Raw genomic sequence first — 24,174 nt, forward strand, 5'->3', positions numbered from 1 at the left:
GGGTGCGCGAGTGAATATCCCCTAACCGTTATCGGACAGTGACCGTCCGATCAGGAGACGAGGGGTCGGGTCGACATCGTCTCCGGATCGAAGACGATGCGCTCGCGCCCACGTTCGATGTCAGGGTCGGGAACCGGGATCGCCGACAGCAGAGCCTTGGTGTAGGGGTGCTGCGGATTGTCGAACACGTCGTCGACGTCGCCGTGCTCGACGAACTCGCCGAGGTACATCACGGCGACGCGGTCTGCGATATGACGGACCACAGAGAGATCGTGCGCCACGAAGAGATACGACAGCCCGAGCTTGACTTTGAGCTCGTCGAGCAGGTTGATGACACCTGCCTGGATCGATACGTCGAGGGCGGACACCGGCTCGTCGAGCACGACGATCTTCGGGTTGGTGGACAGAGCTCGTGCGATGCCTATGCGCTGACGCTGACCTCCCGAGAATGCACCGGGGAATCGGTCGAGGTGAGCAGGGTTCAGGCCGACGATGTCCATCAGCTCCTGCACGCGCTGATAGGCATCGGCCCTGCTCACGCCGATCGCGATCATGGGCTCGGCGATGATCGCGCTCACCGTCATGCGGGGGTCCAGAGCACCCATCGGATCCTGGAACACGATCTGGATGTCGCGACGCAACTCCCGCTCCTGGCGTCCGCTGGTGATGTCGCCCACGCGTGTGCCAGCGACCGTGATGTCGCCGTCCTCTTGCTTCGCGAAGTCCATGATCTGCAAGAGCGTCGTCGTCTTTCCAGACCCGGATTCGCCGACGATGGCCATCGTCTCACCCTCGCGGACGTCGAAGCTGATCCCCTTGACGGCGTGTACCTCTCCGACCTTGCGCTTGAAGATCGCGCCCTTCATCAGTGCGAAGCTCTTGTTGAGGTTGCGCACCTCGAGCGTCACGGGGCGCTGCTCCCGGGGCGTGCGGGTCAGGGCGCTCTCCGGGATCACGGGCACGGGATAGACCGGGCGGCCGGAAATCAGCCCGCCGTCCTCGATCTCGTGCGAGCGGATGCAGGCTGCGCTGTGCGCCTCGTCCGTGCCCGTCGAGACCGGCAGCAGTTCAGGCTCCTGCGCACGACAGGCATCCATGACGATGGGGCAGCGGTCGGCGAAGGGGCAGGCATTGGGAAGGTCGATCAGCAGAGGCGGGTTGCCCTTGATCGGGATGAGCGGCTGCTTCTCCGCCTTGTCGACGCGCGGGATCGCGCCGAGCAGCCCGATCGAGTACGGCATCCGAGTGCGGTGGAACAGCTCTCGTGCCTCGGCATGCTCGACCGGCTTTCCCGCGTACATGACGATGACATCGTCTGCGGTGCGGGCCACGACTCCCATGTCGTGGGTGATCATGATCACCGCGGCCCCGGTCTCGTCCTGCGCCTTCTCGATGAGATCGAGGATCTGAGCCTGGATGGTCACGTCCAGGGCCGTCGTCGGCTCGTCGCAGATGATCAGCTTCGGATTGTTGGCCATGGCGATCGCGATGACCACACGCTGGCGCATGCCGCCCGAGAACTCATGCGGGAAGGACTTCATCCGCTTCTCAGGCTCGGGAATCCCGACGAGCGACAACAGTTCGACAGACCGATCCCAGGATTCACGCTTCGAGAGGTTGCGGTGCACGGTGAGTGCCTCGATCAGCTGGTCACCGATCGTGTACACCGGCGTAAGGGAGGTGAGCGGATCCTGGAAGACCATGGTCATGCCGTTGCCGCGGATCATCGACATCTGCTTGTCGGTCTTGCCGAGGAGCTCCTGACCGTCGAAGACGATCGACCCCGTGACCCTCGCGTTGTCGTCGAGCAGACCCATGATGGCCAGCGAGGTGACGGACTTGCCCGAGCCCGACTCCCCGACGATTCCGAGAGTCTTGCCCACGTGGAGGTCGAAGGAGACGCCGCGGACGGCATCCACGCGACCGGCCTCCGAGGGGAAGCTCACCCGGAGGTCGCGGACGGACAGGACGGGGGTTTCGGTGTGGATGCTCATGCGCGGCCTCCTGCTGCCGAGGTGGGATCGAGTGCGTCGCGCAGGCCGTCGGCCACCAGGGCCATCGAGACGGTGAGCATGACGAGTGCAGCGGCGGGGAAGTAGAACACCCAGGGCGCGCTGGTGATGGTGTTCGCCCCGCTGCCGATCAGCGACCCGAGGGAGACGTCGGGAATCTTTACTCCGAAGCCGATGAACGACAGCCCGGTCTCGGTGATGACCGCGGCGACGACGCCGAGGGTGAAGTTGATGACGAGGAGCGACCCGATGTTGGGCAGCAGGTGCCGCAGCACGATCTTCATGCCGCGGACGCCCATGTACCTCGCCGCTTCGACGTACTCCCGCTCACGGAGCGAGAGCGCCATGGTCCAGATCACGCGCGCCTGGAAGAACCAGCCGATGAAGATCAGGGCGAGGGAGATCACCCTCCAGTCGCCGCCGGCGGTGTTCGACACCAGCGCGAGGATGAGGAACGTCGGGATCACCATGAGGAAGTGGATGATCAGGAGCGTGGTGCGCTCGATGCGTCCGCCGAAGTACGCGGCCGCAGTGCCGACGATCGCGGAGATCGCGGTCGTGCCCACAGACACGGTGACGGCGATCATCAGGGAACGCTGTAGGCCGATCGAGACCTGAGCGAACAGGTCGTTGCCGGCGGGCGTCGTCCCGAACCAGTGATCGGCGGAGGGAGCGGTGCCGAGGTTCAGGAAGTCGAGGACGATGTGATCGTATCGGGCGACGAGCGGACCCACGATGGCGAACAGCACCAGCGCCAGGAAGACGAAGACGCCGAACACCGCGGGACGGTTGCGAGTGAACCGGCGGTAATAGAGCCCGAAGGTGGACATCCGCTTGCGCTGGACGACGGCCGGAACCACCGGCTCTTCCGGGTGAAGGGTGGGGTCGATCATTTCGGTGCTCATGTCAGCTCACTCTCACTCGCGGGTCGAGGGCGACGACGGCGATGTCCGCGAGGATCGCGCCGATGGCGGTGAGCACGGCCCCGAAAGCGGCCACCGCTACGACGCCGTGGACGTCGTTCTTGCTGATCGTGTCGATGAAGTACTTGCCCATTCCGTTCCACCCGAAGATCGACTCCGTGAGGATCGCCCCTGTGAAGACTGTCGGGATGGTGAAGGCGAGCTGCGTGGCGACCGGGATCAGCGACGGGCGCAGCGCATGCTTGCGGATCGCCTGCTGCTTCGTGAGACCCTTGGCGCGCGCGGTGCGCACGTAGTCGGCCTTGATGTTGTCGAGCAGCAGAGAGCGCTGAAGCAGGTGGTAGTTCGCATAGCCGGTCAGCACCAGGGCGATGGTCGGCAGCGTGAGATGCTGCAGCTTGTCGATGATGAAAGGGAAGAATCCGTCGATGTTCTTCCCACCGGATCCGGTGACGTAGAAGACGCGGGCCCCGACCAGCTCATTGAAGGAGATCGCCAGAAGCACGATCCCGAGCGCTGCGACGACGATGGGGATGTTCATCGTCACGATCGACGTCGCCTGGCCGATGCGGTCGCCGAGCTTGTACTGCCGCGAGGCCGTGTAGACGCCGAGGGCGATGCCGAGTGCCGCACCGAGGATCGTCGCGCCGATCACCAGCTCTCCCGACACCCACATGCGGTAGGCGATCTGGTCGTTCACGGACTGGCCGACGGGGCTCTGGCCCCAGTCCCAGCGGAAGATGATGCCGCTGAACCACGCCCACCACCGCTCGAGGAGAGGGACCGTGTCGCTCAGATTGAACGGCTCCAGCATCCGGGTGATCTCGTCGGGACTGAGCGGTGGCCGTCGACCCACGTAATTGCTCCGAGGATCCAGGAAGCTCCACGCCAGGAAGTAAGTGACGTTGGTGGCGACCAGGATCATGAGGAACCAGCCGAGCGAGCGGCGCAACAGATACTTGATCAAGGTGATGATTCTTTCTCTTTTACAGACGCGCGCGGGATCCGCCGACGCAACGCTGAGCCGGGAAGACAGTCAATCACCATCTGCCGATCTGCGCGACACGACGCCTGCACGTGGTCTGTGACGGAGTCTTATCGCTCACGGGATCCGGTGTCACGGATGGCTCCCGGGCAACCTCGGCAGAATATCACCGGATCGGGCGAAGCGAGCATAAGCCTCGCCTCACCGTAGAATCGACGGGACATGTCACCACGCGCTCTCACTCCTCTTCAGCCTGCCGCGACGCCTGCGAAGCAGATCCGCAACTTCTGCATCATCGCGCACATCGATCACGGCAAGTCGACCCTCGCCGACCGCATGCTCCAGATCACCGGCGTGGTCTCGGACCGTGACATGCGCGCCCAGTACCTCGACCGCATGGACATCGAGCGCGAGCGCGGAATCACGATCAAGAGCCAGGCCGTGCGGATGCCGTGGGAGATCGATGGCGAGACCTTCGCGCTCAACATGATCGACACCCCTGGCCACGTCGATTTCACGTACGAGGTGTCGCGCTCTCTCGCCGCATGCGAGGGAGCCATCCTGCTCGTCGACGCCGCACAGGGCATCGAGGCTCAGACCCTTGCGAATCTCTATCTGGCGCTCGAGAACGATCTGCACATCATCCCGGTGCTCAACAAGATCGATCTGCCGGCCGCTGACCCCGACAAGTACGCCAAGGAACTGGCATCCCTCATCGGCGGCAAGCCCGAAGACGTGCTGCGCGTCTCGGGCAAGACCGGTGTCGGGGTCGAGGAGCTGCTCGACCGCCTGGTCAAGGAGATCCCCGCTCCTGTCGGCGACGCCGAGGCGCCTGCTCGAGCCATGATCTTCGACTCCGTCTACGACGCCTACCGCGGCGTCGTCACCTACGTCCGCATGATCGACGGCAGCCTGTCGCCCCGCGAGCGCATCCAGATGATGTCGACGGGTGCCAACCACGAGGCGCTCGAGGTCGGCGTGTCCAGCCCCGAACCGGTGCCGTCCAAGGGGCTCGGCGTCGGCGAGGTGGGCTACCTGATCACCGGTGTGAAGGACGTCCGTCTGTCGAAGGTCGGTGACACGATCACGACGGCACGCAGGCCCTCGACCCAGGCTCTGCCGGGCTACACCGACCCGAAGCCCATGGTCTTCTCGGGGGTCTACCCGATCGACGGCAGCGACTACGCGGAGCTCCGTGAGGCGCTCGACAAGCTCAAGCTCTCCGACGCCTCGCTGCAGTACGAGCCCGAGACGTCGGTCGCCCTCGGTTTCGGCTTCCGCTGCGGGTTCCTCGGTCTTCTGCACCTCGAGATCATCACCGAGCGGCTCGAGCGTGAGTTCGGTCTCGACCTCATCACCACCGCACCCAGCGTGATCTACGAGGTGCTCACGAGCGACACGGGCGAGACCGTGACGGTCACGAACCCGAGCGAGTACCCCGACGGGCGCATCGGTTCGGTGTCGGAGCCCATGGTCAAGACGGCCATCCTGCTGCCCAAGGACTACGTCGGCACCGTGATGGAGCTGTGCCAGTCGCGTCGCGGAGCACTGCTGGGCATGGAGTACTTCTCCGAGGAGCGCGTCGAGCTCCGCTACATGATGCCGCTCGGTGAGATCGTCTTTGACTTCTTCGATCAGCTCAAGTCGAAGACACAGGGCTATGCCTCGCTCGACTACGAGCCCGCCGGACAGCAGGAGGCGGACCTGGTCAAGGTCGACATCCTCCTGCAGGGTGACAAGGTCGACGCGTTCAGCTCGATCGTGCACCGCGACAAGGCCTACGCCTACGGCACCCTGATGACGGAGCGACTGCGCAAGCTGATCCCTCGCCAGAACTTCGAGGTGCCGATCCAGGCCGCCATCGGCGCCAGGATCATCGCCCGCGAGACGATCAGGGCGCTGCGCAAGGACGTGCTCGCCAAGTGCTACGGCGGTGACATCAGCCGCAAGCGCAAGCTCCTCGAGAAGCAGAAAGAGGGCAAGAAGCGCATGAAGATGGTGGGCCGTGTCGAGGTGCCGCAGGAGGCGTTCATCGCCGCGCTCTCCGGCGACGTCGAGGGCAAGGACAAGAAGTAGAGGCCCACGAGCCGGGCATCCTCGGCGCGTGGGGGTGACCGTCCAGGGAACGGGAAGTAGGCTGGAACTCATGCGGCGCGGGACTTTCCGAGACGACACGGTGGACTATGCGGCCGTGGGTGCGACCCACGCGCCCGATCTGATGCAGTACCCGCCGGAGCGCAGCCTCCCGGCGGAGAACTCCTGGCGGATCGGCAGCGGCATCGAACGCTTCCAGTCCGCCGGTGAATCGCTCCTGACCTGGACGGCGCAGCGCGCCTCGGGCCTGAGCGTCGAGGATGTCCGCCCGGCACCGGGCCCCGCCTACGCCGGAGTGAGCTTCGATGCGGAGGGCACCCCGATCGCCCCGAGCAAGAACGACGTCGAGCAGCGCTTCGACGCCGAGGGCACTCCGTTCGCAGGGCCGGGGATGACCCTTCGTCTGCACGGGCGTGTGAGCGGGATGCGCGCGGATGCCGAACTCCGCGTGATCTCGGTCACCGAAGAGAAGCGCCGCATCGGATTCGTGCTGGGCACGGTCGGCGGCTCCGTCGTGCGCGGTGAGGAATCCTTCGACATCGACTGGCGCGAGGACAACGACGAGGTGTGGTTCTCGGTGCGCGCATTCGATGCGCCCAACTCCCTGCTGTACCGCGTCGTTCCCGCGCTCGTGAAGCGCCGCCGCCGCGAGCTGTTCGCACGCTACCTGCGGGCGATCTCTCCGCTCTACGCGACTCCGGTCTGATGGCCACGGTTCTTTCATGGCCACGGTTCTCCTGATGGCCACTGTTCTCTGATGGCCGGTCCCCTTCCCGTGGGTGATCCGGCACCGGCAGACGGACGCTTGCCGTCCGATCTCGCGATCGACCCGGCTGCGCCGTTCTCGGCCTATCTGCACGTCCCCTTTTGCCGGGTGCGCTGCGGCTACTGCGACTTCAACACCTACACGTCCGGCGAGCTCCGCGGTGCGAAGCAGGAGGACTACGCCTCGACGCTGATCACCGAGATCGACCTGGCGAAGCGCGTTCTCGCGGATGCGGGCGCGCTGCGCCCGATGGACACCGTGTTCTTCGGCGGAGGCACGCCGACTCTCCTGCCCGCGGGAGATCTCGCCCGGATGCTCGGCGCGGCGACCGACGCGTTCGGTCTGACGGACGGCGCCGAGGTCACGGTCGAGGCGAACCCCGACACGGTGACGCCCGAGGTCGCCCGCACGCTCGCGGATGCCGGTGTGACGAGGCTCTCGATCGGCATGCAGTCGGCAGTGCCGCATGTGCTCGCCGCTCTCGACCGCACCCATCGCCCCGAGAATGTGACGACGGCGGTCGCCGCGGCGAAGGACGCAGGCCTCGCCGTGAGCGTGGACCTCATCTACGGAGCGCCGGGGGAGTCGCTGGCCGACTGGGAGGCATCGCTCGATGCGGCGCTCGCACTCGAGTCGGACCACATCTCGGCGTACGCGCTGATCATCGAGGACGGCACGAAGCTCGCGCGGCAGATCCGCCGAGGCGAGGTGCCGGCGCCGGACGACGACCTGCAGGCCGACATATACGAGCTCGCCGATGCGCGTCTCGCGGCGGCGGGCTTCGACTGGTACGAGATCAGCAACTGGTCGCGCACTGTGGAACAGCGCTCGCGACACAACCTCGCGTACTGGCGGGGGAGTGACTGGTGGGGCTTCGGCCCCGGCGCGCACAGCCACGTCGCAGGGCTCCGGTGGTGGAACGTGAAGCACCCGGCCGCCTATGCGCAGCGTCTCGCCGCCGAGGAGTCGCCGGCCGCCGGAACCGAGCGTCCCGATGCGAAATCGAGGACCCTCGAGCGCATTCTGCTGCTGAGCCGCATCCGCGAGGGGATCGCGGTCGCCGACCTGCAGCCGGACAAGCGCACGCGTGTCGCCGGCCTGATCGCGGACGGCCTCGTCGACCCTGCCGCCGCGGTGCGCGGGCGCGTGCAGCTCACGCTGCGCGGGCGCCTGCTCGCCGACGCAGTGGTGCGCGAGCTCACGGACTGACCACGGGGCGGGGTCGCTACGGCAGCAGGTCGAGTGCCTCTGCACGTCGCTGTGCGACGGTGGAGGTCTGGGTGTCGAACAGTCGCGTCATCCGTTCGGGGCCGAACCGCGGCCACCCCGGGTCACCGGTCTTGATGAAGGCGATCCACGCCGAGTGCATCTCGTCTGCAAGGTTCTGCGGCGCATCGGCTCCGGCGAGCCGTTGTGCTTCGGGGTCGCCGAGGCGGTCGAACACGAAACCCAGCTCGAGAGCGTGAGCCGCACGCAGGTCGCGGACAGTGCTCTGCCAGGCGAATTCGTAGACGTAGGTCGGCGCCGTGCGCGCCTGTGCCAGCCGGGTCAGCGGCGCGCGCAGCATGAAGTCGGTGGCGAGCTGGCCGAAGATCTCGCCCGTGGAGGCTCCGGGGAAGGTCGCACGATAGGCCGCGACGGCCGTCCTCGGGATCCGCAGAGCGAGTCGTGTGAGCAGCAGCTTCGCCGGACTGATTCCGGCGAGAGCTGCCGGAGGGAACCAGAGACGATACTCGTCCGTGTTGCTCCCGATGAGAAGCGGGACCTCGGTGTCGGCGAGGACCTCGTGCGGCGACCGCGGAAGCGAATCGGCATCCACCGCGAACTGGAACCCGGGCGCCCCGCCCAGCGGAGACGAGCCGCCGGCCTGTCGCCTGCGCGCATGGAGCAGCTTCGCAGGAGACGCTCCCAGGAAGCCCGCGCGGTCGGCCCTGATGCCGAGCTGCTTCGCCAGCTGCGCCGTGACGCGGCCCGCTTTCTTCGCGGTCTGCGCCTCGAGCGGTCCGGATTCGATGATGGCCCGCGCGACCAGCGAGCGCGACGAGGGGTTCGCGAGCAGACCGGCGACGATCGCACCCCCGGCGGATTCGCCCATGACCGTGATCTGCGCCGGGTCGCCGCCGAATGAGGCGATCTCGCTGTGCACCCAGGCGAGCCCGGCCGCGGCATCCTGCAGACCGAGATTCCGAGGGGCATCATCGAGCACCGAGAAGCCTTCGGAGCCCAGACGGTAGTTGATCGATGCGAACACGATCCCCGCCCGAGCGAACGAGGCTCCGTCGTAGAGGGGGAGCGCGGCGGTTCCCCGCTCGAGCGCACCGCCGTGGATCCAGAGGACGACCGGCGCGCCCGCGGCATCATCAGGCGCCCAGATGTTGACCGAGAGGATCTCATCTCCCGGGATCTCGACCGAACCCAGAAGGTCGCCGACCGCCCCGGGGTACGGATGCTGAGGAGCCGTCGGACCGAATGCCGTGGTGTCCCTGACGCCCTCCCACGCGGGTGCGGGCTGCGGCGCGCGAAAGCGGTTCGGCCCGAACGGGGCGGCGGCGTACGGGATGCCGAGGTAGCGACGCACTCCGTCGATCGCTTCGCCCCGCACGATTCCGGTGGACACGGTGACCTGCGGCGCGACACTCATACCCGTCATCGTAGGGGGATCAGCGCGGCACCCGCCTCGGCGGGTAGAATTGGCACTCGTACCCAGTGAGTGCCAGAGGGAGGGGGATGCGATGGTCAGTGAAAGAGGCCTCCAGGTTCTCCGCGCGATCGTGCAGGACTACGTCGAGACGCACGAGCCGGTCGGCAGTCGATCGATCGTCGACCGCTATTCGTTCGGTGTGTCCGCTGCGACGATCCGCAACGACATGGCACTGCTCGAAGACGAAGAGCTCATCGCCGCGCCGCACACATCGTCGGGTCGCGTCCCGACCGACAAGGGCTACCGTGTCTTCGTCGACCACCTCGCGCAGCTGCGTCCGCTCACGGTCGCTCAGCGCACGGCGATCGAGTCGTTCCTGACGGCACCCTCCGATCTCGACGACCTGATGGTGCGCACCGTCCGTGTGCTCACCCAGCTCACGGGCCAGGTCGCCCTCGCTCAGTACCCGTCGTTCGCACGGGCGCACCTCACCCACCTCGAACTCGTCGCGTTGTCGCCCAATCGGGTGCTGATCGTCCTCGTCACCGATGCGGGTGGGGTCTCCCAGCGCATGGCGCCGCTGCCGGTCGATGTCGATGAAGCCGACATGGCGATCCTCCGTGCGCGGCTGTCGGCGCTCATCACGGGGCGAGCGGTGAGCGATGCGGCCGAGCGACTGCAGAATCTGCTCGCCGCAGACGAGCACTCGCGCGACGTCGCGCTGCGGGCACTCGCGACGATCATCATCGATGAGCTCGGGGCTTTCCGTCAGGAGCGCCTCGTGATGGCGGGAGCGGCGACCCTCGCGCGACGCGAGCAGGACTTCCGCGGCAGCATCCACCCTCTGCTCGAGGCGATCGAAGAGCAGGTCACCCTGCTGCGCCTGATGAGCGAGATGGAGGCGGACTCACATGGCCTCGCGGCCAGCATCGGTACCGAGAACGCCTCGTTCGGCCTCGGCGAGGCATCGATCGTGGCCAGCAACTACGCCGCGCCCAGCGGCACGGCGCGTGTCGGCGTGATGGGGCCGACGCGCATGGACTATCCGAGCAATCTCGCGGCTGCGCGGGCTGTCGCCCGCTATCTCTCGCGGATGCTCGATGAAGACGAGGCGTCCCGCTGACGCGGGCGCCCAGAGAACAGCACACGCAGAAGGGCCATTGTGGCAGACCACTACGAGGTACTCGGCGTCTCTCGCGACGCCTCCACCGACGAGATCAAGAAGGCGTACCGACGTCTGGCTCGTCAGCTCCACCCCGACGTGAACCCGGGTGAAGACGCAGCCGAGCGGTTCAAGCTCGTCACGCACGCGTACGACGTGCTCAGCGACGACGAATCGCGTCGTCGCTACGACATGGGCGGCGGAGACGGCGCTGCCGGCAACTTCGGCGGCTTCGGCGGTTTCGGAGACATCTTCGAGACGTTCTTCGGGGCGGGTCAAGGCGGCGGCAGGGGAGCGCGCCCGCGGTCCCGCCGTGAGCGCGGGCAGGACGCCCTGGTGCGAGTGACGCTCGATCTGGGCGACGTCGTGTTCGGTGCGCACCGCGACATCGAGGTCGACACGGCAGTCCTGTGCGAGACCTGCAACGGCTCGTGCTGCCAGGAGGGCACGTCTCCTGTCACCTGCGACATCTGCGGAGGATCCGGTCACGTGCAGCGTCAGGTGCGCAGCCTGCTCGGCAACGTCGTGACGTCGCAGCCCTGCGGCACCTGCGAGGGCTACGGCACGACAATCCCCTACCCGTGCGGCACCTGCGGCGGGCAGGGACGCGTGCGCTCGCGCCGCACGGTCTCGCTCGACATCCCGGCCGGCGTCGAGACGGGCCTGCGTCTGCAGCTCCCCGGATCCGGCGAGGTCGGCAAGGCCGGCGGCCCGAACGGCGACCTGTACGTCGAGGTCACCGTGAATCCGCACCCTTCGTTCAGTCGTGACGGCGATGACCTGCTGGCGACGCTGGAGGTGTCGATGCCTGACGCGATCCTCGGCACCGAGACCACGATCCAGGGGCTCGACGGCGAGGTGGACCTCGAGGTCCGCTCCGGCGTGCAGTCGGGTGACGTCCTGACGATCAAGGGCCGCGGCATCACTCCGCTGCGAGGCAGCCAGCGCGGCGATCTCCGCGTCGGCGTCCAGGTGGTCACCCCGACCAAGCTCGACTCCGCACAGCGGGCGCTCATCGAGGACTTCGCGAAGAAGACGAAGGCGCCGGGACCCCAGCTCGCGCAGTTCCAGCAGGGACTCTTCTCGAAGCTCCGCGACCGCTTCCGCTCGCACTGACCCGGACGGCGCTCATGGCTCTGCACTTCCTCCTCGAATCGTCGTCGGATGCCGCGATCGGCGACCTCGTGTCGCTCACCGGGGCCGAGGCCAAGCATGCCGCGGTGGTCCGCCGTCTCCGCGTCGGCGAGGCGGTGACTGTGGGCGACGGTGCGGGCGTATGGCTCACCGGCGTCGCAGAGGAGGTCTCGCCCTCCCGTGTCGACGTCCGTGTGTCCGAGCGATCCGCAGACCCCGCGCCCACTCCGCGTCTCGTCCTCGTGCAGGCGCTGGCGAAGGGCGATCGCGACGAGCTCGCGGTGCAGGCAGCGTGCGAGCTCGGCGTCGACGAGATCGTGCCGTGGCAGGCGAGCCGCAGCATCTCGAGGTGGGAGGGCGCCAAGGCGGTCAAAGGCCGAGAGCGCTGGGCGACCATCGTCCGCGAGGCAGCCAAGCAGGCGCATCGTGCATGGGTTCCCGAGGTGGCAGCCCCGGCATCGACCGCAGATCTCGTGAAGCGTGCATCGTCCGAGCGTGTGCTGCTGCTCGATCCGAGCGCGACCACCCGGTTGTCGGAGCTCCACCCCGACGGTCGAGACCTCGTGCTCGTGGTCGGGCCGGAGGGCGGCATCTCGGACGACGAGCTGAAGAAGCTGTCTGACGCCGGCGCCGAGCGCGTGCTGCTCGGAGACACGGTGCTGCGCACCTCGACGGCCGGCCCCGCAGCGATCGCGGTCCTGTCCGTGGCGCTCGGCCGCTGGTGATCGGCTACGGGCCCGTCAGCGCTGCGGTCAGTAGACTGGGAGCATGTCCGAGCCCTCGATCTTCACGCGCATCCTGAACGGTGACATCCCGGGCGAGATCCTGCTCGACACCGGTCGGGTGTTCGCGATCCGTGACATCAACCCGCAGGCGCCGCTGCATGCGCTCGTGATCCCCAAGACCGAGGACTACCGCGACGTCACCGAGCTCGCGGCCGGTGACCCCGGTCTTCTCGCGGAGGTCGTCGCAGCGGCCGAGCAGCTCGCGTCCGAACACGCGAACGGCGAGTACCGTCTCATCTTCAACAACGGCGCGAGCGCCGCCCAGTCCGTCTTCCACGTGCACGCCCATGTGCTCGGCAACATCGAGGAGAACAAGCTCGTTGGCTTCTGACGAAAACGATTCCGTGACCGCATCCGACACCGCCGTCGAGAAGATCTACGCCGACGGTGTCGCCATGGTGCAGCTCCTCGGCCCCCAGGACCGACTGCTGCGGATGCTCGAGAAGGAGCACCGCGACGTCCAGGTGCTCGTGCGCGGCAACGAGATCACGCTCACGGGCGCGGCTGACGCCGTCGCGAAGGCGAAGACGCTCGTCGACGAGCTGATGACCATGACGAAGGCCGGCCACGACCTCGCCCCGAGCGATGTGACCAGCTCTGCGCGCCTCCTGCGCAATGACGGCGGCCCGCGCCCGAGCGAGGTGCTCGGCGAGGCCATCCTGTCGACCAGGGGCAAGGTCATCCGACCCAAGACCCTCGGCCAGAAGGAATACGTCGACGCGATCGAGGAGAACACGATCGTCTTCGGCATCGGCCCGGCCGGTACCGGAAAGACCTACCTCGCGATGGCGAAGGCCGTCCAGGCGCTGCAGCGCAAGGAGGTCACCAGGATCATCCTCACGCGTCCGGCGGTCGAGGCCGGCGAGCGACTGGGCTTCCTGCCCGGCACTCTCACCGACAAGATCGACCCGTATCTGCGCCCGCTCTACGACGCGCTGAACGAGATGATGGACCCCGAGATCGTCCCTCGCCTGATGGCGACGGGGACGATCGAAGTGGCGCCGCTCGCATACATGCGCGGCCGCACGCTCAACGACTCGTTCGTCGTGCTCGACGAGGCGCAGAACACGACGCCCGAGCAGATGAAGATGTTCCTGACGCGTCTCGGCTTCGGCTCGAAGATGGTCGTCACGGGTGACATCACCCAGGTGGATCTTCCCCAGGGTTCGTCGGGACTGCGTCTGGTGACGCGAGTGCTCGACGGCATCGACGACATCCACTTCGCCCGCCTCACGAGCGAGGACGTGGTGCGCCACTCCCTCGTCGGTCGCATCGTGGACGCGTACAGCGAGTACGACGAACGTCGCACCGCTCAGCGTTTCGAGCGCGAGCAGGCTGCCGAGTTCGCCAATCGCGCCGACCGCCGAGGTGCGCAACGACCAGGACCCCGGGACCGGATGCCGAAACGCGGCCTCTCCTGATGAAACGAGCACAGCCATGATCGAGATCAACAACGAGTCGGCCATCGATGTCGACGAGACGGTGCTGCAGCGACTGACCGACTTCAACCTCGCGCAGATGCATGTCAGCCCAGATGCCGAGGTCGCGATCGTGCTCGTCGACGAGGGCGCCATGGAGGCACTCCACGTGCAGTGGATGGACGAGCCCGGTCCCACGGACGTGCTCAGTTTTCCGATGGACGAGCTGCGCCCCGGCACCGAGGATCGCCCCACGGCCCCCGGGCTGCTCGGAGACATCGTGCTGTGCCCGCAGGTCGCCGAGGCGCAGGCCCAGGCGGCCGGTCACACGCTGATGGACGAGCTGATCCTGCTGACCACGCACGGCCTTCTCCACCTGCTCGGGTTCGACCACGCCGAGCCCGATGAGGAGCGCGAGATGTTCGGACTGCAGAAGGAGCTCATCCAGGGCTTCGCCGCGTCTGAACGTCGACGATGACCGCGGCCCTCCTTCTCGCCGGCGCCGTTCTGCTGGTCGCGTTCGGCGGCCTCATGGCTGCGATCGACGCGGCCTTCGGCGTCACGTCGCGCTCCGACATCGCCGAGATGGGCACAGAAGGACGCAACGCCCGGCAGCTGGCCCGCATCGCCGCCGATCCTGACGCTCACGTCAACGCTGTCGCCTTCATCCGCGTTCTCGCCGAGACGGCCGCAGCGGTGCTCGTCACGGTCGCTTTCAGCATCCTGTTCGACAACATCTGGTGGGCGATGCTCGCCGCGGCGCTGCTGATGACGGGCATCAGCTTCGTGCTGGTCGGGGCGAGTCCTCGATCCTTCGGTCGTCACCATGCTGAGGGGATGCTGCGCGCGAATGCGCCGGTCGTCCGCGGACTGCGCGTCATCCTCGGGCCGCTCGCCCAGGGACTCGTCGTGCTCGGCAACCGGGTCACCCCAGGGCGCGGGCGCAGCTCGTTCACCTCTGAGGAGCAGCTGCTGAGCATGGTCGACGAGGCTGCTTCGAACGATCTGATCGAGGCGGACGACCGCGACCTCATCCACTCCGTCTTCGACTTCACCGACCAGTTCGTGCGTGCAGTGATGGTGCCGCGAACCGAGATGGTGACTGTCGACGCGACGGCGACGACGAGCGAGGCCATGACGTTGTTCCTGCAGCGCGGCGTCTCACGCATGCCCGTGGTCGACGACGATGCCGATGATGTCGTCGGAGTGCTCTACCTCAAGGACCTCGTGCTGTTCGCGTTCCGAGACGAGAACGCGTGGCGTGCCGCATCCATCCGTCCGATCTCGCGGCCGGCGACCTTCGTCCCCGAGTCCATGCGCGCGGAGACGCTCCTGCAGCAGATGAAGCGGGATGCCGTGCATGTGTGCCTGGTGATCGACGAACACGGCGGAATCTCGGGCCTCGTGACGCTCGAGGACCTCATCGAGGAACTCGTGGGCGAGATCTCCGACGAGTACGATCAGGTGTCGGCTGAAGTCGTCGAACTCGGCGACGGACGCTACCGCGTGAGCGCCCGACTCTCGTTGGAAGATGTCGGCGATCTCTTCGGCCTCGAACTCGAGGACGAGGACGTCGACTCCATAGGCGGTCTGCTCGGCAAGGCGCTCGGTCAGGTTCCGCAGCCGGGAGCCACGGCGACGGTCGACGGACTGACGCTCACCGGCGGAGCCTCCAGAGGGCGAGGCCGCGGTATCGCGACGGTCTTCGTCGAACGAGCAGAGAACGACGCGGAATCGACCGCAGACGAGAGAGATGACAACGATGACTGAGCAGACGCGAAGCGGATTCGTGACCTTCGTGGGACGGCCGAACGTCGGGAAGTCGACTCTCACGAACGCACTGGTCGGCGAGAAGATCGCGATCACGAGCGAGAAGCCCCAGACGACACGACGGGCGATCCGCGGGATCGTGAACCGCCCGGAGGGACAGCTCGTCATCGTCGACACCCCCGGCATCCACAAGCCACGGACGCTCCTGGGCGAGCGGTTGAACGATCTCGTCGAGCAGGTTCTCGGCGACGTCGACGTCATCGGCTTCTGCGTGCCTGCGACCGAGAAGGTCGGTCCCGGTGATCGCCGCATCGCCGCGTCGCTCGACGGATATCGCCGCGCCAAGAAGATCGCGATCGTCACGAAGACGGATGCGGCCAGCCGTGACGACATCACCGAACGACTCATGGAGGTGGATGCGCTTCGCGAGGACTGGGACGCCGTGATCCCGATCTCCGCTCTCACGAACGACCAGCTCGAGGTTCTCGCCGACGAGGTGCTCTCCCTCATGCCCGAGGGGCCGGCGCTCTACGGCGAAGGCGTCACCACCGACGAGTCGGAGGAAGACCGGATCGCGGAGATGATCCGTGAGGCCGCGCTCGATGGCGTGCGCGACGAGCTGCCGCACTCGATCGCGGTCGTGATCGACGACATCGCCCCGCGCGAGGGTACCGACCTGACCGACGTCCACGCATCGATCGTGGTCGAGCGTGACAGCCAGAAGGCGATCATCATCGGCCACAAGGGCAAGCGCCTCGCCGACGTGGGGCGGCGCGCACGCGTCGGCATCGAGGAGCTCCTGGGTACCCGGGTGTTCCTCGGGCTGCACGTCAAGGTCGCGAAGGAGTGGCAGCGCGACCCGAAGCAGCTGGGTCGCCTCGGCTTCTGATGGCCCGCCACTGGATCGCCACCTCTTGGGGCTCGCCGGACGCCTGGCAGTTCGTCGAGTACGAGGTGCCGCGTCCGGGCCCCGGTGAGGTCACCATCCGGGTGCACGCGGCCGGAGTGAACCCGGCGGACGCGAAGCATGTCGCCGCGGCCAGGCCAGGCGCCGAACTCCCGGTGCCGATCGGATACGAGATCTCGGGTGAGATCACGGCGCTCGGACCGGACACGAGGATCGGGTCGGGCGACGCCGCGGTCGGCGACGAGGTCATCGCGTTCCGCGTGAGGGGCGGGTACGCCACCGAGTTGACCATCCCAGCGGAGAAGGCGTTCGCGAAGCCGACCACTTTGACGCACCCCGAAGCGGCCAATCTCCTCCTCGCCGGTACAACCGCAGCAGAGATGCTGGATGTGACGGGTGCCGCCCGCGGTGAGACGATTCTGTTGCACGGCGCATCCGGCGCTGTCGGCGTGAGCGTGCTCCAGCAGGCGGCACGTCGAGGCATCCGTGTGATCGGCACCGCCAGCGTCGGCAGGTTCGACGTCGTCGAGCGATTCGGCGGCATCCCTGTGGCTTACGGGCCGGGCCTCATCGATCGGGTCAGGGATGCCGCGGGTACGACAGCCGTATCGGCAGCCCTCGACGCAGTGGGCACCGACGAAGCCGTCGACGTGTCGCTCCGACTCGTCACCGACCGGGGACGCATCGTGACGATCGCCGCTGCGGGCAGGGCGAAGAGCGACGGCATCCTGGCGATCGCCGGCTCGATGCCCGAGAGCGCGCGGTTCCGGGATGCCGTGCGAGGAGAGCTGGTCGCGCTCGCGCAGGCTGGAGAGCTGGTCGTACCGCTGGCGAGGACCTTCCCGCTCGAGGACGCGCCGGCAGCGCTCGCACTCCTCGCCGACGGGCATCCAGGCGGCAAGCTCGCACTGGCCCCGTCGGCGTAGTCGGACGCTTCCCGCAATCCTGCTACCATGGCCGCATGCCTTTCGGCGGTCTGCTTCTTCTTAGCTGCCGCGACGAGTCCTAAAGCTAGGGCCTTCCTCGTCGCGGCGCTTGTGTTGGCCCGTTCACATTTCTGACGAAGAGAAGAAGCCCACCATGCAGAACACTCAGCGCCCGTCTGCGATGCCGATCCACAAGTATCGGCCGTACCACGAGCAGATCGCGGTCAACCTGCCTGACCGCACTTGGCCCGACGCCCGCATCACCGAAGCCCCGCGCTGGTGCGCGGTCGACCTCCGCGACGGAAACCAAGCGCTCATCGACCCGATGTCGCCCGAGCGCAAGCGGGTGATGTTCGAGCTGCTCGTCAGCATGGGCTACAAGGAGATCGAGGTCGGGTTCCCGTCGGCGAGTCAGACCGACTTCGACTTCGTCCGTCAGCTCATCGAAGAGAACCTGATCCCGGACGACGTCACGATCCAGGTCCTGACACAGGCGCGAGAGCACCTGATCGCTCGCACCTACGAGTCGATCGCCGGGGCCAAGCAGGCGATCGTGCACCTGTACAACTCGACCAGCGTGCTGCAGCGCGAGGTCGTGTTCCGCACCGACAAGCAGGGCATCATCGACATCGCGCTCGAGGGCGCGCGCCTGTGCCGTCAGTACGAGAAGACGATCCCCGACACGAAGGTCTATTACGAGTACTCGCCCGAGAGCTACACGGGCACCGAGCTCGAGTTCGCCGTCGATGTCTGCAACCAGGTGATCGAGGTCTTCGAGCCCACCGCAGACCGCAAGGTCATCATCAACTTGCCTGCCACCGTCGAGATGGCTTCGCCCAACGTCTATGCCGACTCGATCGAGTGGATGAGCCGCAATCTCGCGCACCGTGAGAACGTGATCCTGTCGCTGCACCCGCACAACGACCGTGGAACCGCGATCGCTGCGGCCGAGCTCGGCTACATGGCAGGTGCAGACCGCATCGAGGGCTGCCTGTTCGGCAACGGCGAGCGCACGGGCAACGTCGACATCGTGGCGCTGGGCATCAACCTGTTCACGCAGGGCATCGACCCGCAGATCGACTTCGGCGACATCGACCAGGTCAAGCGCACGGTCGAGTACTGCAACCAGCTGCCGGTGCCCGAGCGCAGCCCCTGGGCGGGCGACCTCGTCTTCACCGCGTTCAGCGGATCGCACCAGGACGCGATCAAGAAGGGCTTCGAGGCGATGGCCGCGCGTGCCGATGCAGAGGGCGTCACGGTCGACGACATCGAGTGGGCCGTTCCCTATCTGCCCGTCGACCCCAAGGACCTCGGTCGTTCCTACGAGGCCGTGATCCGCGTGAACTCGCAGTCAGGCAAGGGCGGCGTCGCCTACCTGCTCAAGGCCGACCACGCGATCGACCTGCCGCGCAAACTCCAGATCGAGTTCTCGGGCGTCGTGCAGACCAAGACCGACGCCGAGGGTGGCGAGGTCACGAGTGAGCAGATCTGGTCGATCTTCAACGACGAGTACCTGCCCGCCGCCGACACCGAGGCCAAGTGGGGCCGGTTCGAGTTGCTCTCTACGCAGACCCGCAGCGACATGTCGGGCGACGTGGTGCTCGATGTGACGCTGCGCGACGATGACCAGCAGGTCGCCGTCGCAGGCAACGGCAACGGGCCGATTGCGGCGTTCATCGAGGTTCTGCGCGGTCAGGGCTTCGACATCACGCTCTACGACTACGTCGAGCACGCTCTCAGTGCCGGTGGTGACGCGCAGGCCGCGGCCTACGTCGAGCTGCAGGTCGGCGACCAGCGTCTGTGGGGCGTCGGCATCGACGGCGACATCTCGACCGCATCCCTCAAGGCGATCGTCTCGGGTGTCAACCGCTCGATCCGCACACGCCAGCAGGAGCTCGCCGCAGTCTGACCTTCGACGAGAACGCCCCCTCGGTCAACGATCGAGGGGGCGTTTCGTCTTCTGACGGGCGAGGACCGGTCACTCGGCGCTGGGCTTGATGATCGGGATCACGCCGGTTTCGGCCGCCACCTTGCGGCGGTAGATGCGACGCTGTTCGGGCAGCGAGACGTCGAAGGTGACGGCGAGGATGCGGATGACGCTCGTGACCGCGATGCCGATGACGGCCGCGAGGGTGATGGGCATGCCCAGTGCGACGGCGATGACGATGAACGTGCAGCCGGCGCCGGCCGCGACCGCGTAGAGCGAGCCGACGTGCATGATGGCGGTCGGCAGGCCCATCAGCATGTCTCTCAGCACACTGCCGCCGACGGCCGCGCAGACGCCGATGAAGACCGCCGGCACTTCGGGGATGCCGAACGCGAGCGCCTTGCTCGTCCCGAAGGCGCCGAACATCCCGATCACGACGGCATCGAGCACGACGATCGCCGTGTTCAGCCGGGTGAACAGCCCGGCGAGGAGCATGCCGAGCAGCGCCGCTCCGCCGGCGGTCACCAGATACCACTGGTTCTGCAGCGTCGCCGGAGTCTGACCCAGCAGGATGTCGCGGATCAGACCGCCGCCCATGCCGATCATGATCCCGATGATCGAGACGCCGAGCCAGTCGAGCCGCCGTTGCCCCTGGAATCCGGAGGCGAACATGGCGCCCTGCACGCCGCCGAGGCCGACGCCGAGCAGGTCCGCCCAGAGCGGAATGATGAAGAGCGGTTCGGTCACGCCCCTATTCTCCCGCACGGAGGATAATCGAACGGTGCCCACTTACCGAGACGAAGCGGTGATCCTGCGCACCCACAAGCTGGGTGAGGCGGATCGCATCGTCACGATGCTCTCGCGGCGTCACGGCAAGATCCGGGCCGTCGCGAAGGGGGTGCGCCGCACGTCATCGAAGTTCGGCTCGCGGCTCGAGCCGTTCATGGTCGCCGACGTGCAGCTGTACCAGGGCCGCACACTCGACATCGTGCAGCAGGCGGAGTCGCTCGGCTCTTACGGATCCGACATCGCGGCGCACTACGACCGGTTCACGTCGGCCAACGCCATGGTCGAGACCGCCGATCGTCTGAGCGACTCCGAGGCGACGCCGGAGCAGTACCTGCTGCTGGTCGGCGGTCTCCGCGCGCTGTCCCGCGGTGAGCACTCTCCCCGCAGCATCCTCGACTCCTATCTGCTGCGCGTGATGGCGCTCTCGGGGTGGGCGCCGTCGCTGGGCGACTGCGCCCGGTGCGCCGCACCCGGCCCCCATGCCCACTTCGTCGGCCAGCTCGGCGGGGCGGTGTGCGTGAACTGCGCGCCGGCCGGAAGCCCGAAGGTCGCCGAGAAGACCCTGTCGCTGCTCCGCTCGCTGATGGCCGGCGATTGGGAGACGATCGACGCCGCGCCCCACGCCGACAACGCTGCCGCATCAGGTCTCGTCGCGGCGTACGCCCAGTGGCACCTGGAGCGCGGCATCCGTTCGCTCGCGCACCTCGTGGCCGACATCCCCCGAGAAGGAGCACGGTGAGCCCGAAGCCCTACACCCACAAGGATGCCGTGGCGTACCGCCCGCTCGACTGGACGGGCGTGTATCCGCCGAGCTTCCCCGCAGTGCCCGAGCACGTCGCTATCGTCATGGACGGCAACGGGCGCTGGGCGAACCGCCGCGGTCTCAATCGCGTCGAGGGTCACAAGGCGGGGGAGGAGGTGCTCCTCGACGTGGTCGCCGGCGCGATCCAGGCCGGGGTGAAGCACCTCTCCGTGTACGCGTTCTCGACCGAGAACTGGGCGCGGTCTCCTGAAGAGGTGCGCTTCCTGATGGGGTACAACCGTGATGTGCTGCATCGCCGACGCGATCAGCTCAACGAGTGGGGTGTGCGCGTCCGTTGGGCCGGCCGCAAGCCGCGCCTGTGGGGCAGCGTCATCAAGGAGCTGCAGTACGCCGAGCAGCTGACCAAGGACAACGACGTGCTCACGCTCACCATGTGCGTGAACTACGGCGGACGGATCGAGCTGGTCGATGCGATGCGGTCGATCGCCGCCGACGTGGCAGCCGGCAAGGTCAAGCCGAGCGCGATCAGCGAGAAGATGATCCGCCGCAACCTCTATGTGCCCGACATGCCGGACGTCGACCTGTTCGTGCGCAGCTCTGGCGAGCAGCGCACCTCGAACTTCCTGCTGTGGCAGGCGGCCTACGCCGAGATGGTGTTCCTCGACACGCTCTGGCCCGACTTCTCCCGCGAGGAGCTGTGGCGCTCTATCGGCATCTACCTGTCGCGCGACCGCCGCTTCGGCGGGGCGATCGACACCCCTGACGCGACGGCCTGAGCTCGCAGCCACCTCTCCGTCTCGCGAGGATGGCGCAGCCGCACGATGATGAGGTGGGGGAAGAGCTCTCGCTTCTGGGGCATCTGAGTCGTCCAGAACGTGCGAGTCTTCGTCTGCCAGGCCAGGATGCTCCGCGCAGGGTCTCGAGTTGAGAGCACCTGCCAGATCGGCTTCTCGACGTTTCCGTTGTACATCTCGGTGCGCAGGATGCTGCGGCTCAAAGTCCGTCGCAGGAGACGAGCTCGAACGATCAGCCAGGGGTAGTCGAGCCAGACCACGAGCTGCGCACGCGGAGTCATGATCTCGTCGGTGCCCTTGCTCGTGTACTGCCACTCGGTGACCCAGCGGTCTTCGGAAGCGAAGGCGCGCACGTCGTCGAGAAAAGACGGACGCGGCGTCCACTTCTCGCCGTGGAACAGCGCGTCCATCTCGTGTCGGTCAAGGCTCCAGAGCGTGGCGAGTCGGGCCGCGAGCGTGGTCTTGCCCGATCCGGTCACACCGGCGACGAGGACTCGCTCCGGGCGGAACGGAAGCGGATCGTCGGCGGTGAGCATTTGAGACGTCATGATGCCGGGGCCGACTCGACGCGACCGAGCCAGGTTTCGAGAGCGCGAGGATGATCGAGGCGAACCACCTGCAGGTGCGGATGGGATGCTTCGATATCAGGCATGCGCTCGATCCACTTGGTACGCGTGTCCTTCTGCCACCGCAGGATGTCGTTCTCGCCGGTCCATCCCTCGCGTGTCCACAGCGCCGGTTCGACGTTGCCGTTCCAGAGCTGCGTGCGCAGCAGGCGCCGCTTCAGCGTGCGGAGCAGAAGACGCCTGCGCACGAGGGGGTACGGGTAGTCCAGCCAGATCACGAGCTGCGCACGCGGAGCGAGGATCGCATCGGTGCCCTTGCTCGTGTACTGCCACTCGGTGACCCAGCGATCCTCCGCGGCGAAGGCGCGCACGTCATCGATGAACGACGGGCGCGGCGTCCAGTTCTCGCCGTGGAACAGCCCGTCGATCTCGACGTGGTGCAGATCCCACACCTCGGCCACGCGTCGAGCGAGCGTCGTCTTGCCCGATCCTGTGACACCGGCGATCAGTACTCGCTCTGGACTGAACGGCAGCGGATCGGCGGCGGAGAGCATCTGAGAATCCTAACGACGGAATAGCCCATAGGTGCATACGGTTGGATGTCAGTGTGAGTGAAGCCATCTCGATTGACATCTGGTCCGACATCGCCTGCCCGTGGTGCTACATCGGCAAGCGCAACCTCGAGAAGGGACTCGAGGCCGTAGCCTCCGACGACGACGCCCCGCAGGTGAACATCACCTTCCATTCCTTCGAGCTCTCTCCCGACACCCCCGTCGACTTCGACGGCGACGAGATCGACTTCCTCGCCGGCCACAAGGGGATGCCGCGCGAACAGGTCGAGCAGATGCTCTCGCACGTCACAGGCGTCGCCGAGGGGGCAGGACTCGCTTACCGCTTCGACCTGCTGCAGCACACGAACACGGTCAAGGCCCATGAGCTGCTGCACTTCGCGAAGGCTCAGGGCGTGCAGCACGAGATGGAAGAGCGCCTCATGTCGGCCTACTTCACCGAGGGTAAGCACGTCGGCCGTATCGACGACCTGGTGGAGCTCGCGGTCGAGGTCGGACTCAACCCCGACGACACCCGTGAGGCACTCGTGTCATCGCGGCACCTCGCGGATGTCCGCCAGGACCAGGCTCAGGCTCAGGCCTACGGAATCCAGGGCGTGCCGTTCTTCGTCATCGACGGACAGTACGGCATCAGCGGTGCGCAGCCGCCCGCGGCGTTCGAGAACGTCCTCCGCGACCTCTGGGCCAAGCGCGGCGACGCCGAGCCCGAGGGCGCAGCGGTCTAGCGGGTCAGCGCGGCTTCGATCGCGCCGACGATCTCGGGGTCGTTCGGCTTCTGCTTCGGGCGGAACCGGACGACCTCTCCGTCGGGCAGAACGAGGAACTTCTCGAAGTTCCACTCGACACGACCCGCCTTGCCGCCGGCATCCGGCGTCTCCTTCAGCGTCTTGTAGAGATCGGTGGCGTTCCTGCCGTTGACCTTCACCTTGTCGTTGATGGGGAACGTCACGCCGTAGGTCGTGGAGCAGAACTCCTTGATGTCCTCGACGGAGCCGGGCTCCTGGCCGAAGAACTGGTTGCACGGGAATCCGACGACGCTGAACCCGCGGTCGCTGTAGAGGCGCTGCAGTTCTTCGAGCTGCTCGTACTGCGGGGTGAGGCCGCACTTCGAGGCGACGTTGACCACGAGCACGACGTCGGCACCCAGATCGTCGAGCGTCTTCTCGTTGCCGTCGGCGTCTGTGAAGGGGATGGAACGGACTGCGGGATCGGTCATATTCACAGCTTAGGTCGATGCGCCGAG

General features: G+C 66.9%; 24 protein-coding genes. 16 read left to right on the forward strand and 8 right to left on the reverse strand.

The window, feature by feature from the left end; all coding sequences use genetic code 11:
- Positions 1-50: 50 nt before the first annotated feature.
- Genes ASF63_RS16900 through ASF63_RS16910 form a run of 3 tightly spaced genes read right to left on the reverse strand, consistent with a single transcriptional unit; the run spans position 51 to position 3,902 of the window.
- Complete coding sequence (locus tag ASF63_RS16900; protein WP_056516797.1) at positions 51-1,994, reverse strand: ABC transporter ATP-binding protein; 1,944 nt, start codon at positions 1,992-1,994, stop codon at positions 51-53.
- Positions 1,991-2,917, reverse strand: a complete 927-nt coding sequence (locus ASF63_RS16905; protein WP_235560847.1) for an ABC transporter permease — start codon at positions 2,915-2,917, stop codon at positions 1,991-1,993. Before ASF63_RS16905 ends, ASF63_RS16900 begins: the two co-directional genes overlap by 4 nt.
- A gap of 1 nt (position 2,918) precedes the next feature.
- Positions 2,919-3,902: an ABC transporter permease gene (locus tag ASF63_RS16910; protein WP_056516800.1), complete on the reverse strand. Its 984-nt coding sequence runs from the start codon at positions 3,900-3,902 to the stop codon at positions 2,919-2,921.
- Between the two features lie 240 nt (positions 3,903-4,142).
- Here ASF63_RS16910 and lepA point away from each other — a divergent pair, with 240 nt between their 5' ends.
- The 3 genes from lepA to hemW all read left to right on the forward strand — a co-directional run bounded on the left by lepA (position 4,143) and on the right by hemW (position 7,989).
- Positions 4,143-5,996, forward strand: coding sequence for a translation elongation factor 4 (gene lepA, locus ASF63_RS16915; protein ID WP_056516803.1), 1,854 nt, complete (start codon positions 4,143-4,145; stop codon positions 5,994-5,996).
- Between the two features lie 70 nt (positions 5,997-6,066).
- Positions 6,067-6,720, forward strand: coding sequence for a DUF1990 family protein (locus ASF63_RS16920; RefSeq protein WP_056516806.1), 654 nt, complete (start codon positions 6,067-6,069; stop codon positions 6,718-6,720).
- 51 nt (positions 6,721-6,771) lie between these two features.
- Positions 6,772-7,989, forward strand: a complete 1,218-nt coding sequence (gene hemW / locus ASF63_RS16925) for a radical SAM family heme chaperone HemW (RefSeq protein WP_056516809.1) — start codon at positions 6,772-6,774, stop codon at positions 7,987-7,989.
- Positions 7,990-8,005: 16 nt separating this feature from the next.
- On the opposite strand, the gene ASF63_RS16930 is transcribed toward hemW, so the two are convergent.
- Positions 8,006-9,421: a carboxylesterase/lipase family protein gene (locus ASF63_RS16930; RefSeq protein ID WP_056516811.1), complete on the reverse strand. Its 1,416-nt coding sequence runs from the start codon at positions 9,419-9,421 to the stop codon at positions 8,006-8,008.
- Positions 9,422-9,512: 91 nt separating this feature from the next.
- Between ASF63_RS16930 and hrcA the strand changes: the two genes are divergently transcribed.
- From hrcA to leuA, 10 genes are all read left to right on the forward strand, one after another.
- Positions 9,513-10,544 carry a heat-inducible transcriptional repressor HrcA gene (gene hrcA / locus ASF63_RS16935; protein ID WP_056516814.1) on the forward strand — a complete coding sequence of 344 codons (1,032 nt, stop codon included), beginning with the start codon at positions 9,513-9,515 and terminating at the stop codon, positions 10,542-10,544.
- 39 nt (positions 10,545-10,583) lie between these two features.
- Positions 10,584-11,699, forward strand: a complete 1,116-nt coding sequence (gene dnaJ, locus ASF63_RS16940) for a molecular chaperone DnaJ (RefSeq protein ID WP_056516817.1) — start codon at positions 10,584-10,586, stop codon at positions 11,697-11,699.
- Positions 11,700-11,713: 14 nt separating this feature from the next.
- Complete coding sequence (locus ASF63_RS16945; RefSeq protein WP_056516820.1) at positions 11,714-12,442, forward strand: 16S rRNA (uracil(1498)-N(3))-methyltransferase; 729 nt, start codon at positions 11,714-11,716, stop codon at positions 12,440-12,442.
- Positions 12,443-12,485: 43 nt separating this feature from the next.
- Positions 12,486-12,833 (forward strand): HIT domain-containing protein, encoded by a 348-nt coding sequence (locus ASF63_RS16950; RefSeq protein WP_056516823.1) that lies wholly within the window; start codon positions 12,486-12,488, stop codon positions 12,831-12,833.
- Between the two features lie 64 nt (positions 12,834-12,897).
- Positions 12,898-13,923 (forward strand): PhoH family protein, encoded by a 1,026-nt coding sequence (locus ASF63_RS16955; protein WP_235559979.1) that lies wholly within the window; start codon positions 12,898-12,900, stop codon positions 13,921-13,923.
- Between the two features lie 16 nt (positions 13,924-13,939).
- A complete protein-coding gene (gene ybeY / locus ASF63_RS16960; protein WP_056516826.1) occupies positions 13,940-14,398 on the forward strand; it encodes an rRNA maturation RNase YbeY in 459 nt (152 codons plus the stop codon).
- Positions 14,395-15,690 carry a hemolysin family protein gene (locus tag ASF63_RS16965; RefSeq protein ID WP_056516829.1) on the forward strand — a complete coding sequence of 432 codons (1,296 nt, stop codon included), beginning with the start codon at positions 14,395-14,397 and terminating at the stop codon, positions 15,688-15,690. Before ybeY ends, ASF63_RS16965 begins: the two co-directional genes overlap by 4 nt.
- Positions 15,683-16,579, forward strand: a complete 897-nt coding sequence (gene era / locus ASF63_RS16970; RefSeq protein WP_056311591.1) for a GTPase Era — start codon at positions 15,683-15,685, stop codon at positions 16,577-16,579. Before ASF63_RS16965 ends, era begins: the two co-directional genes overlap by 8 nt.
- On the forward strand, positions 16,579-17,523 hold the full coding sequence (locus tag ASF63_RS16975) for an NADP-dependent oxidoreductase (RefSeq protein WP_056516831.1): 945 nt from the start codon (positions 16,579-16,581) through the stop codon (positions 17,521-17,523). The genes era and ASF63_RS16975 overlap by 1 nt, the downstream gene beginning before the upstream one ends.
- A gap of 154 nt (positions 17,524-17,677) precedes the next feature.
- Entirely contained in the window at positions 17,678-19,432 is a 1,755-nt protein-coding gene (gene leuA / locus ASF63_RS16980; protein WP_056516834.1) for a 2-isopropylmalate synthase, read from the forward strand.
- A gap of 69 nt (positions 19,433-19,501) precedes the next feature.
- On the opposite strand, the gene ASF63_RS16985 is transcribed toward leuA, so the two are convergent.
- Positions 19,502-20,197, reverse strand: coding sequence for a trimeric intracellular cation channel family protein (locus tag ASF63_RS16985; protein WP_056516839.1), 696 nt, complete (start codon positions 20,195-20,197; stop codon positions 19,502-19,504).
- A gap of 34 nt (positions 20,198-20,231) precedes the next feature.
- Between ASF63_RS16985 and recO the strand changes: the two genes are divergently transcribed.
- Both recO and ASF63_RS16995 read left to right on the forward strand, forming a co-directional pair.
- Positions 20,232-20,978: a DNA repair protein RecO gene (recO, locus tag ASF63_RS16990; protein ID WP_056307262.1), complete on the forward strand. Its 747-nt coding sequence runs from the start codon at positions 20,232-20,234 to the stop codon at positions 20,976-20,978.
- Positions 20,975-21,778: an isoprenyl transferase gene (locus ASF63_RS16995; RefSeq protein ID WP_056516840.1), complete on the forward strand. Its 804-nt coding sequence runs from the start codon at positions 20,975-20,977 to the stop codon at positions 21,776-21,778. The genes recO and ASF63_RS16995 overlap by 4 nt, the downstream gene beginning before the upstream one ends.
- Here ASF63_RS16995 and ASF63_RS17000 read toward each other — a convergent pair.
- Positions 21,718-22,332: an AAA family ATPase gene (locus tag ASF63_RS17000; RefSeq protein ID WP_056516844.1), complete on the reverse strand. Its 615-nt coding sequence runs from the start codon at positions 22,330-22,332 to the stop codon at positions 21,718-21,720. The genes ASF63_RS16995 and ASF63_RS17000 overlap by 61 nt on opposite strands.
- Before the next feature lie 8 nt (positions 22,333-22,340).
- Complete coding sequence (locus tag ASF63_RS17005; protein ID WP_056516846.1) at positions 22,341-22,916, reverse strand: AAA family ATPase; 576 nt, start codon at positions 22,914-22,916, stop codon at positions 22,341-22,343.
- Between the two features lie 53 nt (positions 22,917-22,969).
- On the opposite strand from ASF63_RS17005, the gene ASF63_RS17010 reads away from it, so the two are divergent.
- Positions 22,970-23,656: a DsbA family protein gene (locus tag ASF63_RS17010; protein WP_056516848.1), complete on the forward strand. Its 687-nt coding sequence runs from the start codon at positions 22,970-22,972 to the stop codon at positions 23,654-23,656.
- On the opposite strand, the gene ASF63_RS17015 is transcribed toward ASF63_RS17010, so the two are convergent.
- Positions 23,653-24,147, reverse strand: coding sequence for a glutathione peroxidase (locus ASF63_RS17015; protein WP_056516851.1), 495 nt, complete (start codon positions 24,145-24,147; stop codon positions 23,653-23,655). The genes ASF63_RS17010 and ASF63_RS17015 overlap by 4 nt on opposite strands.
- Positions 24,148-24,174 lie beyond the last annotated feature (27 nt).

The organism is Microbacterium sp. Leaf320 (assembly GCF_001423485.1).
Lineage (GTDB): Bacteria > Actinomycetota > Actinomycetes > Actinomycetales > Microbacteriaceae > Microbacterium.

What these genes read in the sequence shown, in the direction of transcription:
- ASF63_RS16900 (WP_056516797.1), bottom strand. Translation starts at nt 1,994, where the DNA reads ATGAGCATCCACACCGAAACCCCCGTCCTGTCCGTCCGCGACCTCCGG.
- ASF63_RS16905 (WP_235560847.1), bottom strand. Translation starts at nt 2,917, where the DNA reads ATGAGCACCGAAATGATCGACCCCACCCTTCACCCGGAAGAGCCGGTG.
- lepA (WP_056516803.1), top strand. Translation starts at nt 4,143, where the DNA reads ATGTCACCACGCGCTCTCACTCCTCTTCAGCCTGCCGCGACGCCTGCG.
- ASF63_RS16920 (WP_056516806.1), top strand. Translation starts at nt 6,067, where the DNA reads ATGCGGCGCGGGACTTTCCGAGACGACACGGTGGACTATGCGGCCGTG.
- hemW (WP_056516809.1), top strand. Translation starts at nt 6,772, where the DNA reads ATGGCCGGTCCCCTTCCCGTGGGTGATCCGGCACCGGCAGACGGACGC.
- ASF63_RS16930 (WP_056516811.1), bottom strand. Translation starts at nt 9,421, where the DNA reads ATGAGTGTCGCGCCGCAGGTCACCGTGTCCACCGGAATCGTGCGGGGC.
- hrcA (WP_056516814.1), top strand. Translation starts at nt 9,513, where the DNA reads ATGGTCAGTGAAAGAGGCCTCCAGGTTCTCCGCGCGATCGTGCAGGAC.
- ASF63_RS16945 (WP_056516820.1), top strand. Translation starts at nt 11,714, where the DNA reads ATGGCTCTGCACTTCCTCCTCGAATCGTCGTCGGATGCCGCGATCGGC.
- ASF63_RS16950 (WP_056516823.1), top strand. Translation starts at nt 12,486, where the DNA reads ATGTCCGAGCCCTCGATCTTCACGCGCATCCTGAACGGTGACATCCCG.
- ASF63_RS16955 (WP_235559979.1), top strand. Translation starts at nt 12,898, where the DNA reads ATGGTGCAGCTCCTCGGCCCCCAGGACCGACTGCTGCGGATGCTCGAG.
- ybeY (WP_056516826.1), top strand. Translation starts at nt 13,940, where the DNA reads ATGATCGAGATCAACAACGAGTCGGCCATCGATGTCGACGAGACGGTG.
- ASF63_RS16965 (WP_056516829.1), top strand. Translation starts at nt 14,395, where the DNA reads ATGACCGCGGCCCTCCTTCTCGCCGGCGCCGTTCTGCTGGTCGCGTTC.
- era (WP_056311591.1), top strand. Translation starts at nt 15,683, where the DNA reads ATGACTGAGCAGACGCGAAGCGGATTCGTGACCTTCGTGGGACGGCCG.
- ASF63_RS16975 (WP_056516831.1), top strand. Translation starts at nt 16,579, where the DNA reads ATGGCCCGCCACTGGATCGCCACCTCTTGGGGCTCGCCGGACGCCTGG.
- leuA (WP_056516834.1), top strand. Translation starts at nt 17,678, where the DNA reads ATGCAGAACACTCAGCGCCCGTCTGCGATGCCGATCCACAAGTATCGG.
- ASF63_RS17000 (WP_056516844.1), bottom strand. Translation starts at nt 22,332, where the DNA reads ATGCTCACCGCCGACGATCCGCTTCCGTTCCGCCCGGAGCGAGTCCTC.
- ASF63_RS17005 (WP_056516846.1), bottom strand. Translation starts at nt 22,916, where the DNA reads ATGCTCTCCGCCGCCGATCCGCTGCCGTTCAGTCCAGAGCGAGTACTG.
- ASF63_RS17015 (WP_056516851.1), bottom strand. Translation starts at nt 24,147, where the DNA reads ATGACCGATCCCGCAGTCCGTTCCATCCCCTTCACAGACGCCGACGGC.